The organism is Pseudomonas sp. TE31087, assembly GCF_057284075.1.
This window is the reverse complement of sequence record NZ_JBXVNN010000001.1, coordinates 1,419,777-1,431,817: the sequence shown is the minus strand read 5'-3', so window position 1 is coordinate 1,431,817 and position 12,041 is coordinate 1,419,777. Positions and strand designations below refer to the sequence as shown.

The window sequence follows — 12,041 nt, the reverse complement described above, 5'->3', positions numbered from 1 at the left end:
TCCTGATGACCACTCCTAGACCTTCCCTGACGTTGACCCTGTTGCAGGCCCGCGAAGCGACCATGGCGTTCTTCCGCCCGGCCCTCAATGCCCATGACCTGACCGAGCAGCAGTGGCGGGTGATCCGCATCCTGCGCCAGCAGGGCGAGCTGGAAAGCCACCAGCTGGCGGACCTGGCCTGCATCCTCAAACCGAGCATGAGCGGCGTGCTCAAGCGCCTGGAGCGCGACGGCCTGGTGGGCCGGCGCAAGTCGCCGGAGGACCAGCGGCGGATCTTCATCAGCCTGACCGTGCGCGGGCAGCAGGCGTTCCTGGCCATGAGCGAGGAGATGGAGCGCAATTACCAGGAGATCCAGCGCCAGTTCGGCGAGGACAAGCTGGAGCAGTTGATGGGGTTGTTGAACGAGCTGAAGAAGGTCAGGCCCTGATGGCGCGAGCGCTGGCCTCCGCCATCGCGGGGCAAGCCCGCTCCCACGGATAAACGTGGGAGCGGGCTTGCCCCGCGATAGGGCCCTTGAACCGTGTACAGGGTCCTGCTAGAGCCCGGCAAGATGCAACGAATCATCGAGAATCTTCAGCAACGAAGCCGCCCGCCGCGCATACACCGCCGGGTTCGCATACAGCAGCTCCACATGCAGGCTGTCGATGATCCCCAGGTACGCATCGCCATACAGCTCAAGCTTGTTGCCATCGCTGCGAGCCCAGGCGTGGCGCTCGCGCAGCGCTTGGCAGAAGCCCAGGCGGATCTGCTCCAGGTAGGCCTCGAAGCCGCCGGTGACGATCGCACGGATCGGCGCCGGCGGCAGGAACGCCGTGCGCAGCACGAAGCGCAGGTTGGCCGAGGCGGCGTAGCGCTCGGCCAGGTGCAGCGGGTGCCAGTGCCCCGGCGCCTCGCGGCCCGCCGCCTCATGGCCGAACCCTGCCTCGACGTAGGCGGTCTCGTCCGCCAGCGCCCGTTCGAAGGCGCGCACGAACAACGCGTCCTTGTTGGCGAAGTGGGCATACAGCGACGCCTTGCGCATGCCCGCCAGGGCGGCGATCTCGTTCAGCGACGAGCCGTCGTAGCCATGTTCGGCAAAGTGCTCGACAGCATGGTCGCAGATGCGCGCGGCGGAAGGGGTCAGGGCTTTCAAGGCGGTCACTCCGGATTGGCGCTGGGGTAGGGCGAGGCGCTGATTGTCTTTGCCACGGCGGCGCGGGTCAAACCGACGATGACCAGGGCAGCGGCCGCCAGCAGCCAGGCCCAGGCCAGCGGCCCCAGCGTTGCCAGGTGCCCGGCCAACGGTGTGGCACTGGACGAGATCACCAGTTGGAGGGCACCGAGCAACGCTGCGGTGGAGCCGACGTCACGTTGTTGCGACGACATCGCCAGGGCCATCAAGGTGGCCTCGCAAATGCCTAAGCCGAACAGCGCCAGTACCACGCCCGCCAGCAGCAGCACCAGGTCCGCGCCGGTCAGCCCGGCAAGTACCGCCAGCAGCGCGCCGCCGCCCATGCACAGCGCGCCCCACCAGGCCACGCGAGCCACGCCGTGGCGCGTCACCCAGTAGCCGGACAGCGCCGCGCCGAGCAGGATGGCCACGCCACAGCCCCCGAACAGCAGGCCGAAGTGAGCGCTGGAGAGGCCGAAATGCTGCTGGTATACGTAGGCGGAACCGGCGATGTAGGCGAACAGGAAGAAGAACACCGCCGACAACGCCAGGGCAGGGCGCAGGAACGCGCCGTCGGCGGCGATGCGCGCATAGGTGCGCCATACGCTGGTCGGCGCCAGGCGTACCCGCTGCGCCACAGGCAAGGTCTCGTCGAGCGTCAGCATCGAGTTGAGCAGGGTCAGCAGGCCCAGACCGGCCAGCACCAGCATGATCGCCCGCCAGCCGTAGGCCGCGTCGATCACCCCGCCCAGCGCCGGGGCGAGGATCGGCGCCAGGCCTTCGATGGTCATCAGCAGGGCGAAGATCTGCGCCGCCCGCGCGCCGTCGGCGCTGTCGCGCACCATGCTCATGATCACCACCAGCGTCAGCGCGCTGGCCAGGCCCTGGACCAGGCGTGCCAGCAGCAATGTGTCCAGCGATGGCGCGGCGGCGGCGCCGAGGGAGGCCAGGCAGAACACCATCAGGCCCGCGAGCAATGGACGACGACGACCCAGGGCATCCACCACGGGGCCGAACAGCAACTGGCCGGCGCCCATCGCCAGCAGGAACACGGTCAGGGTCAGCTGCACCTGGGTATAGCCGGTGGCGAAGTCGCGGGCCATTTCCGGCAGGCTGGCCAGGTACATGTCGATGGCCGAAGGGCCGAGGGCGCCGATCAGGGCGAGGGAGGCGGCGAAGCGCAGGTTGGAAGCAGGCATGACTGGAAAATCCGTTGGCAAAAAAAACCTACCGACCGGTAGGTTGTGCAAATTATGCCAGAGTGCGTGAAGGGGTCAACCATGGCAGCGTCCGCTTGCGTCCCAGATACAGGGCATCGGCATGTTTAGCGCCACCGGTCCGATCACCCCGGAATAATCCGAATCCCTCCTTATCGCTGCACTCCCAACTCTGTACGGCATGCAGCCGTGCATCCCCCAGCCACATGAGGTTTTGCAACCATGGCCAATAAAGACAGCAACATGACCGGTCGCCAGGACAGCAACAAGACCGGCAGCCAGGGTGGATCGAAGAACCCGGGCAATTTCGCCAACGACCGCGAAAAAGCATCCGAAGCCGGTCGCAAGGGCGGCCAGAGCAGTGGCGACAACCGCCAGACCGAGTCCGGCCGCAAGGGTGGCCGCTCGTAAGTGAAGGGCACGCGGTGCCGGGTTCGCCTGGTACCGCGCATATCCCGACTTGGATCGGCCGAAAACATCGAGTAAACCTTTGACATGCTGTGCAGTCATTCCTTGTATGAGCCCCTACATGCGGGCCAAGGAGGTGGCTGATGAAACTCGTCTGCCTGTTGCGTGGCTGCCAATGGCGCAGCCTGCTGGTCCGGGAAATCGCCGGGCTTGACTGCCAGTGCTGCGAGCGCTGCGGCGCGTTGCGCTACAGCCAGCCCGGCCAACCGTTCGACGCGTAGGAGCCGACCATGCCCCGGGCAATCTGGAAAGGTGCGATCAGCTTCGGCCTCGTGCATATCCCCGTCGCCCTCAACACCGCCGTGCGTACCGAACGCGTCGACTTCGACTGGCTCGACAAACGCAGCATGGAGCCGGTGGGCTACAAGCGGGTGAACAAGGTGACCGGCAAGGAGATCGACAAGGCGCACATCGTCAAGGGTGTGGAGTACGAGAAGGGCCGCTATGTGGTGATCAGCGAGGAGGAGATTCGCAAGGCCCGGCCCGAGGCGACCCAGACCATCGAGATCTTTTCCTTCATCGATGCCGGGGAGATCCCGCTGCAACAGTTCGACACGCCTTACTACCTGAGCCCTGACCGCCGCGGCGGCAAGGTCTACGCCTTGCTGCGCGAGACCTTGCACAGCACCGGCAAGGTCGCCCTGGCCACCGTGGTGCTGCACACCCGCCAGCACCTGGCGCTACTGCGCCCCCTGGAGGACGCACTGGTGATGATCACCCTGCGCTGGCCCGAGGAGGTGCGCGGCCTGGAGTCGCTGGAACTGGACAAGAGTGTGACCGACAGCAAGCTGGACAAGCGCGAACTGGACATGGCCAGGAAGCTGGTGCAAGACATGAGCGGCCCATGGACACCCGACGAGTACCATGATGCCTTTCGCCAGACCATCCTCGACCTGGTGGAAGAGAAGGCCAGCAAGGGCAAGATCGAGACCGTGGACAAAGGCGAGGGTGCCCCAGCGGAGAAGGGCGCGGACATCATCGACCTTACCGAGCTGCTCAAGCGCAGCCTGGGTGGCAAGGCCAAGGCGAAGAAACCGGCGACCAAGCGACCGCGCAAAGCGTCATAGCGGTTGCGCAGCGGTTACGGCAGTTGCCCTTCCAGTCCATTCAGGTAGTCCCCGAAGCCCTGGCGGGCGCGGCTGTCCCGGCGACTGCTGGTGGCCACGCTGTGCGCCGCCGTCCAGACGATCTGCGCGCCACTGGCCTCGAGGGCCAGCACCAGTTGCACATCTTCGTGGGCCGGCAACGGCTGGAATCCGCCGACGCGCTCATAGGCCTTGGTGCAGACGCCCAGGTTGGCGCCGTGAATATGCCGGTGCCCGTCCCGGGCCTGGTAACGGCTACGGTACAACTGGCGCAGGGCGGCGCCGTGCCAGGGCTGCCAGCGCTCGATGTGCACCGTGCCGCAAACCGCGTCGGCATGCCATTGCAGTTGCGACACCAGCCAGTGCCCAGGCACGCGACTGTCGGCATCGGTAAAAGCCAGCCACTGGGCGCCGCGCTCGATCATCCACGCCGCGCCCAGGCGCCGGGCGAAGCCGACGTTGCCGGCCTGCAGTTCCAGGGTGTGCACGCCATGACGACGAGCGATGCGCGCGCTGGCGTCGACGCAGCGATCGAGCACCACCAGCACCTCGACCTCCAGGCCCGCCGCCTCGGCCCGCGCCACCGCCAGCTTGACGGCGGCCAGGCAGTGCCCGAGGCGGCGGGCCTCGTTGTGGGCCGGAATGATGACGGCGATCATGGGCAGGTCTCGTCCAGGTCCACCAGGCTGAGCTGGCACGACCAGTACTCGAGCAGGAAGTCCGCCTCCTCGTGGCGCAGCAGCGGGTACAGCGGCAGGTGTCGGGCCAGCAGGGCATGGACCTCGCGGCCATCCTGGGGGCAACCGGCGATGGGATGGCGCCAGTGGCAGGCCAGCAGGCCGCCGTCATGGTTCAGGCTGGCCACCGATTGCTCGATCACCTGCAACCAGTCGGTGGGGGCCAGGTAGTAGCCGATCTCGCTGAGCACGATCAGGTCGAACTGCCCGCCCGGCCAATCGCCCGGCAGGTGTCCCTGTTCGACGCGGGCATGGCTCACGCCTGCCAGCCGCTGGCGGGCCAGGGCCACGGCGGTGGCGTCGATGTCCTGGCACAGCAGGTCGACGCAGCGCCCGGCCAGCAGGACGCTCAATTCGCCGTTGGCGCAGGCCGGCTCGAACACGCGCGCGTAGCACTGGCGCGGCAGGCTGGCCAGGGCCAGGTCGCGCTTGCGTCGTTCGTACCAGCGGGTGCGAAAGGCCCACGGGTCATCGTTGCCGGCATACAGGTCGGCGAAGTACTGCGCGTCGAGGCTCATGGCGACTCCATTGACAGGAAGACCAGTTCGAAAGGTTGCAGCAGGCAGGCCTGCAGCTGTTCGGGCAGTACCGGCGGACGATCGCCATCGGGCTGCAACTGGCTGGCATGGGCGGCCAGGGCCTCGCGCTTGCGCGCCAGGCGCGTTTCGTCGAGCTGGAGGCGATATGCCTGGGGCCAAGGCAGGCGCGGATCGTCGGGAACGGCCCAGTGCCAGGCCCACACGGGTACTTCGGCCAACTGCGCGCGGCGCGACTGGGCCGCTCGGGCGCAGGCGCGGCCGGCGGCTTCATGATCGCAGTGCCCATCGCCACGCCAGGTGGTCAGCAGCAGGTCGTCGGGTTGGAGCAACTGTTCCAGGTGCGTGACCAGGAAAGCCTCGTCGCGTGGCAGGGCGCCGTCCTTGAGATTGAGTCGTCGCCAATCGACGCGGTTGAGGTCCAGCTCCAGCTTGTGCAGGGCATGGCGGCTCTCAAGGGGGCGCTGATGGCGCAGGCGGTGCTCGGTCCACTGGCTGGAATGCGGATGGCTGGCCTCGCCGTTGGTGGCGGAAATCAGCACCAGGTCCTGTTCCCGGCCGTGGAAGCTGGCCAACAGGCCGCCGGCCATGAGGATTTCGTCGTCCGGGTGCGGCGCCAGCAGCACTAGCCGTCTGCCGGGCGGGCACAGTCGGTCGGGTGTCAGCCAGGTGGCCCGGGCCAGGTGCGCGGATTGCTGCCAGGCGCTCCATGGCGTGCCGTCAGCGGTCTGAATCAGATTCTGGCTCATAGTTGCCATGCTCCTGCAGGCATGTCGGTCAGTTGCCGCCCCAGCTCGGCCAGGTCGCGTTCTGCGTGACTTTGCCGCAGGTATACCGGCAGGTCGGCGCTGAGCCGGGCAAAATGGCTGCTGCAACAGAACGGTGTGGCGCCCAGCGCCCGGCCGACATGCTGGATGACCAACTCGACCGCCTGCTCGACCTGGGCGCGGGTGCGGTGCACCTCGAAACTGGCATCGTCGTGAGGGTGCCGGTCGATCCAGGCGGCGCATTCGCGCAGGGCGGCACGGGCCCCGAACAAGGCGGCATCGACCGCGCCCAGGTGGGCATCGGCGTGCGGGTCGGGCCGGGGTTTGCGGCAGTGTTCGCGCAGGTAGTCCGCCAAGGCTTCGGCGGCGCCGTACCAGCAGGCGGCGATGCCCGCGCCGCCGTGCCAGAAGCCCGGACGGGACAGGTACTGGCCGGGCTTGCCGATGGCCAACCCCGGCGAGTCGTCGAACGCGATGGCGACACTGGTGGTGGTGGCCATGCCGACGGCCTGCCAGTGGTCGGCATGGATGCGCTGGCTGGGATGGCGCAGCTCGATGGCCACCAGTTGAGGCTGGTCGTCTTGCCAGGCGGTCAGCAGCGCACGGTCGATCTGCAACGCCCCCGAACACCAGGCCTTGCGGCCTTGCAGGCGAACCTGCTCGCCGTTCCGTTCGACGATGAGGGTGCGGGCATCCGGCGGTTCGGCAGCCCACACGCCCCAGGTCCCTTCACCGGCATGATGAGCGGCGCCGCACTCGGCAAGGATCGCCAAGGCGTCGGTATGGCCTTCGTAGAGTTTGGCCAGGCTGAGATCGCAAGCGGCGACCCACGCCAGTGCCCGCCAGCGCTCCAGGGTCTGCCCCTGGCCCGGCAAGGGGAGCAGGTCGAGGTGTTCGCGCTGCAGAGCCTGCAGCAGCTCCGGCAGCAAGGGTTCGAGTTCGAGGGGCTGCGAACGAGCAGCGAGCCGGTGTAGCAGCTGATCAAAGTGGGTCGATTCCATCAGGCAATCCCCAGTTGCTTGCGCATGCGCACGGTGATCGACTGACGGGTCCTGGCCATGTCGGCCCACGGATCGTCCACCTCGGCAAGCCGGGCCTGCAGGTTGCCGATGTTCCATTGGTTGGCGCCTTTAAGCTGAGTCAGTTCCTCGCGCCAGATCGGCACCGACACTGGCAATCCCTCGCGGGCGCGCAGCGAGTAGGCGGCCACGGTGGTGGCGCCCTTGCCGTTGCGCAGGTAGTCGATGAAGATCCGCCCGACCCGGTTCTTTGGCCCGGACACGGCGCTGAGGCGATCGGGGAACAGGCCGGCCATGTGCTCGACCAAGGCATGGCTGAAGTCCTTCACCTCGTCCCAACCGGCGCGCCGGGTCAACGGCACGACGAGGTGCATGCCCTTGCCGCCGCTGGTCTTGAGGAACACCTTCAGGCCCAGCTCATCGAGCAGGGTGAGAGTCAGTTGGGTGGCCTCAAGCATGGCCTTCCAAGGCAGTGCGGGATCAGGGTCGAGGTCGAGTACGAAGCGGTCGGGCTTGTCGAAGTCCTTGGTGGTGGCATTCCAGGTGTGCAGTTCGAGGGTGTTCATCTGCACCGCGCCCAGCAGGCTGTCGGCGCGGTTGAGCACCATGGCCGCCTGGCCGGCCTGGGCCTTGCTGTAGCTGAGCACGTGGGGGATGTGCAACTGGCCGGCGTTCTTCTGGAAGAACAGCTCGCCGCCCAGGCCATCCGGTGCCCGGACCAGGGCCACGGGCCGATCCTTGAGCTGCGGCAGCAGCCAGTCGGCGACCTGGGCGTAGTACTGTGCGACCTGGCGTTTGGTGGCCCCGGTGGTTGCGTCGACCACGCGGTCGGGGTGGGTCAGGCGCAGGGTGCCCAGGCCCTCGGGTTGTGCTACGTGCTTGGCGGGCATCGCTGGCTCCAGGTCGATGGCGGTGGCGGGCTTGTCGTCGCGCAGACCGTGGAACACTGAATGGCGCACGATGCCTTCGCGGGTCATCTGGGCGTAGGCGACTTCCGCCAGCAGTTGCGGTTTGAGCCAGTGCACGCCGCGGGCTTCGGCTCCGGTGGGAGGGCTGGCCAAGGGCGGCTTGGCGGTCTGCAGCGGTTTCAGTCGGGTGAGGATGCTGTCCAGGGTGGCGGCGCTGAAGCCGGTGCCGACCTTGCCGGCGTAGCGCAGCTGGCCGCTGTCATGGTCGTGCAGGGCCAGCAGCAGGGCGCCAAAGCCGTGGCGGCTGCCCTTGGGGTCGGTATAGCCGACGATCACGAATTCCTGGCGCTGCTTGCACTTGAGCTTGATCCAGTCGCTGCTGCGCCGGCCGATGTAGGGGCTGTTGGCACGCTTGCCGATCAGCCCCTCGAGCTCCAGCCGACAGGCGCTGTCGAGCAGCGAGTCAACCGGCTCGTTGAAATCGGTGGAATACCTGAGCAGCGGCGAAGCGTTGTCTTCCAGCAGCTTGACCAGGGTGGCGCGACGGGCCTGTAGCGGCAGTTCGCGCAGATCCTCGCCGCCCAGCCAGGGCAGGTCGAACAGGTAATAGGTGATGCGTTCGTCGTGCTCGGAGTCGAAGGCGTTCTGCAAGGCCTGGAAATCGGCCACGCCGTTGTCGTCGACCACCACCATCTCGCCGTCCAGCCACGCCGTGTCGACCCCCAGTGCCTTGAGCGCCTTGACCTGACGAGGCATCTTCGCACTCCAGTCGTGGCCATTGCGGGTAAACAGGCGTACGTCGTCACCGTCGATGCGCGCCAGGATCCGGTAGCCATCGAACTTGACTTCGTAACGCCAGTCGCCGCTGGGAGGTGAGTCAAGCAACGTCGCCAGTTGTGGCTGGAGCTGCGCCGGCAGGGCTTTGCGACCGGCCTTGCGCTTGCGCGTGGAAGCGGTTGCCTTGGTCGGGCGCCGCGGTGGCAGGGTGCGGTCGCTCAGCACACTGTCCGGCAGGGCCTCGACGATGCGGTAGTCGGATTCGCTGCGCGCCTGTCCGTCATGGGATTTGACCAGCATCCACTGCTCTTTCTTGCCGGCCAGGTGGGTGCGGAACAGGTTCCAGATTCCCGACAGCTTCTCGCCTTGCAGGCGAAAGCGCAGCTTGCCCTTGGCATAGGTTTCATGCGGATCGCCCTCGGGCTCCCAGACACCCCGGTCCCAGACGATCACATCACCGGCGCCGTAATGGCCTTCGGGAATGTGTCCTTCGAAGTTGGCGTAGTCCAGTGGGTGATCTTCCACGTGCACCGCCAGGCGCCGGACCTTGGGGTCGAGCGAGGGCCCCTTGGGGATCGCCCAGCTCTTGAGGGTGCCGTCGAGTTCCAGGCGAAAGTCGTAATGCAGGTGGCTGGCATCGTGCTTCTGGATGCAGTACTGCAGGGCGTGGGCCGAGCGTGGCCTGGCGCGCTTGCCAGCCGGCTCGGGCGTGGCGTTGAAATCGCGCTTGCGCTGGTACTCCTGCAGGGGCTTGGCCATGGCGGGCTCCGGGACGGTTCGCGGGGTCTCAGGATTGGGAGGCGGCGGTGCGGCGCGGAGTTCAAAAAAAGCGCGGGGCGGTGCCTTGTGAAGAAACTCTGAATCATTGCTTGGTGGGGGCAGTCGACCGTGTGAAGCCCACTGACGGAGAACGTTCATGCCTAGACCCGATGACCCAAGACCGCAGGTTGATATAGACGACACCGAGGACCGCATGGGCAGCGTCCACGAGCTGGATTTCAGCGAGCGCCGCGATGAGCGCCAGGGGCGTGTCGGCGACGAGCGTCCGGCGCGCGAGATCGCCGAGGACTACCCGCCCCGGCGCGTCGCCGAAAGCGGCATGACCGGTGGCGAGACCCTGGGCGACAGCCTGCACGAGGACAATGTCACCCTCGACGATTTGAGCCCGGATACGCTGTTCGATGAAACCGGTGCTCGAGACCCGCATGAACCTGGCGCAGGCAGCGGACCTGCCGACCAGACCCTGCGCCAGGTGGAGGCCCACGAGATCGGTGGTGGCATCGGCCTGGACGAGGCCGAACTGGCCCGCTCGGCGCCGTTGGATGGTGAGCCGTGGGTCGATGAGGTGGTGCCTGATGACGACAGGAGAGAGCCGTGATGAATGAGCAACGCTGTTCCTGCAACCACTGTTCCTGCACCGTGGATGCCAATGCCGTGGTCCAGGATGGCAAGGCCTATTGCTGCGAAGCCTGTGCGACGGGGCATCGCAATGGGGAGCCTTGTCGTATGGCTGACTGCAAATGTGGTGAGATGATCCAGCCGAAGGAGAGCAATGTCGATAATGCGCTGGATGAAACATTCCCGGCGAGTGATCCTATATCGCCATAAGGTTTTTCACTCTTGACGATCCTTTTGTTGGAATCTCCAGTGAAGTGCCAACTGTTACATCAATGTACGCACCGCAGCAGTAATCCTTTTGATCTTGATCTTGATCTTGATCTTGATCTTGATCTTGCTTCTAAGTGCGCGATATTTCAGGCGCCGCCAATTGCGACTTCAGGAGGCCGAGCGGAGTTCTTGCGGAGGGAGGTGACGGGCATGGATGCCCGTCAAGCGCTGCGCCCCAGGATGGGGCGTTCAGCGCGGTCCTCCCGGGAGCAAGAACGGAGCGAGGGAACCCCGGAGCGAAGCGTAGGGGCCGGATGAATGGAGCGAGGATTTTTTGCTTACTTTTTGATCCTTCAAAAAGTGAGCCGCCGTAAGGGCGGAAAGGTGACTATGCGTCACCATCGCAAATGAATGCGCATATAACTTTCAAAACACATGACTCTAAAAGTCAAAGTCAAAGTCGGCCGGTGCTGGTTTTAATGGCTCTAAGTGCATTCATTTGCGATGTCGACGCATAGTCACCTTTTCGCCCTTACGGCGAGTTCCTTTTTGAAGGATCAAAAAGGAACCAAAAAATCCTCGCTCCATTCATCCGGCCCTACGCTTCGCTCCGGGTCCCCTCACTCCGGCCTTGCTCCCGGGAGGACCGCGCTGCAGGGCCCATCCTGGGCCCCAGCGCTTGACGGGCATCCATGCCCGTCACCTCCCTCCGCAAGGCCTGCGTTCGGCCTCCTGAAGTCGCGAAGGTACGAGCGGCGCCTGGGCTGACGCAGCTGTCGCTAGTTGGGTATGGCGCTAGACTCTTGATCGGCAACGGCAACGGCAACGGCAACGGCAACGGCAACGGCAACGGCAACGGCAACGGCAACGGCAACGGCAACGGCAACGGCAACGCCACAGCGCCGAGCTTGCCTCGAGGGGACGCCGGCGCGTCTCAAGCCACCTTGCGTAGGGCCTCGATCAATTCTCCCTTGCGCATGGTCGAGCGCCCGGCAATGTGCCGCTTGCGCGCACGGTCCATCAGTTCAGCCTTGGTCATGTCCTCCAGCCGCTGTCGCGGGGCGAGGCACGCCGTGCTTCGTCGCCACCGCGCGCCGGGCCGATGAAGCCCGCGCCTCGGCCTTGGCCGCCGGGCTTTTCTTCTGCCCGGAACCGCCTTTGCGCTCGCCACCCCCGGACTGCTTGTTAACGGTGGCCCAGGCGCGGGCTTCAGCTTCGTCCTTGGACACGCCCTTGTCCTCGTAGCTCTGCTCGATATGCTCGGCCTTACGCTTCTGCTTGTCGGTGTACTTGTCTTTGTCTCCACGTGGCATGGTCGTTCTCCGCGTCAGTGAGTCTGCCAGACCCCGTTGTTGCGCTCGCAATCGCTGCGCGCCTGGCCCAGGCTCGGGGTGTCGTAGTAGTAGGTGATGATCCGCGCATCCTTGGGCACGGCGGGGCGAGTGGAGGGCTCGCCACGCCCTGCGGCATCGGGGTTGGCCAGGGTCTCCTGGGTCAGTGGCGCGATGCAGCTGCCGACGCTGCCGTCGGCGCAACGCTCGACCCTGCGTTTCTGGCTGTTGAGCATTTCCTTGCTTTGGTTGCTGCACGACCAGGCGATCGCTTCGGCCGGCATGTTGCCGTAGCTGTAGCAGGTGTGCTGCTGCACTGGTTTGACCGCCTCGCTGGAGGAGCGGGTGACCACATCGCAGCCTTCGGCCAGCACCTGCCCGCTGGCCAAGGTGCCCAGCAGTGCCATACACAGAATGAACCGCATGATGTACCTCCC

At 65.9% G+C, this 12,041-nt stretch carries 14 protein-coding genes and 1 pseudogene; 6 read left to right on the top strand and 9 right to left on the bottom strand.

Translation table 11 applies throughout. From position 1 onward, the window contains the following. The first annotated feature begins 5 nt into the window (after positions 1-5). Positions 6-428, top strand: a complete 423-nt coding sequence (gene hpaR, locus ACZ899_RS06475) for a homoprotocatechuate degradation operon regulator HpaR (RefSeq protein WP_203646685.1) — start codon at positions 6-8, stop codon at positions 426-428. A 108-nt stretch (positions 429-536) separates the two neighbouring features. On the opposite strand, the gene ACZ899_RS06470 is transcribed toward hpaR, so the two are convergent. Continuing rightward, positions 537-1,133 carry a TetR/AcrR family transcriptional regulator gene (locus ACZ899_RS06470; RefSeq protein ID WP_234562781.1) on the bottom strand — a complete coding sequence of 199 codons (597 nt, stop codon included), beginning with the start codon at positions 1,131-1,133 and terminating at the stop codon, positions 537-539. Between the two features lie 5 nt (positions 1,134-1,138). Next, positions 1,139-2,350, bottom strand: a complete 1,212-nt coding sequence (locus ACZ899_RS06465) for a multidrug effflux MFS transporter (protein ID WP_234562782.1) — start codon at positions 2,348-2,350, stop codon at positions 1,139-1,141. Between the two features lie 240 nt (positions 2,351-2,590). Between ACZ899_RS06465 and ACZ899_RS06460 the strand changes: the two genes are divergently transcribed. The 3 genes from ACZ899_RS06460 (at position 2,591) to ku (ending at position 3,903) form a co-directional block, all read left to right on the top strand. Next, positions 2,591-2,779: a con-10 family general stress protein gene (locus ACZ899_RS06460; RefSeq protein WP_203646680.1), complete on the top strand. Its 189-nt coding sequence runs from the start codon at positions 2,591-2,593 to the stop codon at positions 2,777-2,779. Between the two features lie 140 nt (positions 2,780-2,919). Further along, on the top strand, positions 2,920-3,057 hold the full coding sequence (locus ACZ899_RS06455) for a PSPA7_2676 family Cys-rich small protein (RefSeq protein WP_203646679.1): 138 nt from the start codon (positions 2,920-2,922) through the stop codon (positions 3,055-3,057). A 9-nt stretch (positions 3,058-3,066) separates the two neighbouring features. Continuing rightward, complete coding sequence (ku, locus tag ACZ899_RS06450; RefSeq protein WP_234562783.1) at positions 3,067-3,903, top strand: non-homologous end joining protein Ku; 837 nt, start codon at positions 3,067-3,069, stop codon at positions 3,901-3,903. Between the two features lie 14 nt (positions 3,904-3,917). Here ku and ACZ899_RS06445 read toward each other — a convergent pair whose 3' ends face one another. From ACZ899_RS06445 to ligD, 5 genes are read right to left on the bottom strand one after another with little or no spacing between them, the layout of a single operon-like run. Next, the gene (locus ACZ899_RS06445) at positions 3,918-4,580 is read right to left on the bottom strand and encodes a glycosyltransferase (protein ID WP_234562784.1); all 663 of its coding nucleotides are present in this window, start codon (positions 4,578-4,580) and stop codon (positions 3,918-3,920) included. Next, a complete protein-coding gene (locus ACZ899_RS06440) occupies positions 4,577-5,176 on the bottom strand; it encodes a class I SAM-dependent methyltransferase (protein ID WP_234562785.1) in 600 nt (199 codons plus the stop codon). Before ACZ899_RS06440 ends, ACZ899_RS06445 begins: the two co-directional genes overlap by 4 nt. Further along, positions 5,173-5,943: a PIG-L deacetylase family protein gene (locus ACZ899_RS06435; RefSeq protein ID WP_203646674.1), complete on the bottom strand. Its 771-nt coding sequence runs from the start codon at positions 5,941-5,943 to the stop codon at positions 5,173-5,175. Before ACZ899_RS06435 ends, ACZ899_RS06440 begins: the two co-directional genes overlap by 4 nt. Next, positions 5,940-6,962: an acyl-CoA dehydrogenase family protein gene (locus ACZ899_RS06430; protein WP_234562786.1), complete on the bottom strand. Its 1,023-nt coding sequence runs from the start codon at positions 6,960-6,962 to the stop codon at positions 5,940-5,942. Before ACZ899_RS06430 ends, ACZ899_RS06435 begins: the two co-directional genes overlap by 4 nt. After that, positions 6,962-9,424: a DNA ligase D gene (gene ligD, locus ACZ899_RS06425; protein WP_234562787.1), complete on the bottom strand. Its 2,463-nt coding sequence runs from the start codon at positions 9,422-9,424 to the stop codon at positions 6,962-6,964. The genes ACZ899_RS06430 and ligD overlap by 1 nt, the downstream gene beginning before the upstream one ends. 157 nt (positions 9,425-9,581) lie before the next feature. On the opposite strand from ligD, the gene ACZ899_RS06420 reads away from it, so the two are divergent. Beyond that, a complete protein-coding gene (locus tag ACZ899_RS06420) occupies positions 9,582-10,043 on the top strand; it encodes a phosphotransferase system, HPr-related protein (RefSeq protein WP_234562788.1) in 462 nt (153 codons plus the stop codon). Further along, a complete protein-coding gene (locus ACZ899_RS06415) occupies positions 10,043-10,273 on the top strand; it encodes a metallothionein (RefSeq protein ID WP_234562789.1) in 231 nt (76 codons plus the stop codon). The genes ACZ899_RS06420 and ACZ899_RS06415 overlap by 1 nt, the downstream gene beginning before the upstream one ends. Before the next feature lie 934 nt (positions 10,274-11,207). Here the strand turns inward: ACZ899_RS06415 and ACZ899_RS06410 are convergent. Beyond that, positions 11,208-11,586: pseudogene (locus ACZ899_RS06410) on the bottom strand (Rho termination factor N-terminal domain-containing protein). A 14-nt stretch (positions 11,587-11,600) separates the two neighbouring features. Next, a complete protein-coding gene (locus ACZ899_RS06405; protein WP_234562790.1) occupies positions 11,601-12,029 on the bottom strand; it encodes a hypothetical protein in 429 nt (142 codons plus the stop codon). Positions 12,030-12,041: the final 12 nt, after the last annotated feature.

What these genes read in the sequence shown, in the direction of transcription:
- hpaR (WP_203646685.1), top strand. Translation starts at nt 6, where the DNA reads ATGACCACTCCTAGACCTTCCCTGACGTTGACCCTGTTGCAGGCCCGC.
- ACZ899_RS06465 (WP_234562782.1), bottom strand. Translation starts at nt 2,350, where the DNA reads ATGCCTGCTTCCAACCTGCGCTTCGCCGCCTCCCTCGCCCTGATCGGC.
- ACZ899_RS06460 (WP_203646680.1), top strand. Translation starts at nt 2,591, where the DNA reads ATGGCCAATAAAGACAGCAACATGACCGGTCGCCAGGACAGCAACAAG.
- ACZ899_RS06455 (WP_203646679.1), top strand. Translation starts at nt 2,920, where the DNA reads ATGAAACTCGTCTGCCTGTTGCGTGGCTGCCAATGGCGCAGCCTGCTG.
- ku (WP_234562783.1), top strand. Translation starts at nt 3,067, where the DNA reads ATGCCCCGGGCAATCTGGAAAGGTGCGATCAGCTTCGGCCTCGTGCAT.
- ACZ899_RS06445 (WP_234562784.1), bottom strand. Translation starts at nt 4,580, where the DNA reads ATGATCGCCGTCATCATTCCGGCCCACAACGAGGCCCGCCGCCTCGGG.
- ACZ899_RS06440 (WP_234562785.1), bottom strand. Translation starts at nt 5,176, where the DNA reads ATGAGCCTCGACGCGCAGTACTTCGCCGACCTGTATGCCGGCAACGAT.
- ACZ899_RS06435 (WP_203646674.1), bottom strand. Translation starts at nt 5,943, where the DNA reads ATGAGCCAGAATCTGATTCAGACCGCTGACGGCACGCCATGGAGCGCC.
- ACZ899_RS06430 (WP_234562786.1), bottom strand. Translation starts at nt 6,962, where the DNA reads ATGGAATCGACCCACTTTGATCAGCTGCTACACCGGCTCGCTGCTCGT.
- ligD (WP_234562787.1), bottom strand. Translation starts at nt 9,424, where the DNA reads ATGGCCAAGCCCCTGCAGGAGTACCAGCGCAAGCGCGATTTCAACGCC.
- ACZ899_RS06420 (WP_234562788.1), top strand. Translation starts at nt 9,582, where the DNA reads ATGCCTAGACCCGATGACCCAAGACCGCAGGTTGATATAGACGACACC.
- ACZ899_RS06415 (WP_234562789.1), top strand. Translation starts at nt 10,043, where the DNA reads ATGAATGAGCAACGCTGTTCCTGCAACCACTGTTCCTGCACCGTGGAT.
- ACZ899_RS06405 (WP_234562790.1), bottom strand. Translation starts at nt 12,029, where the DNA reads ATGCGGTTCATTCTGTGTATGGCACTGCTGGGCACCTTGGCCAGCGGG.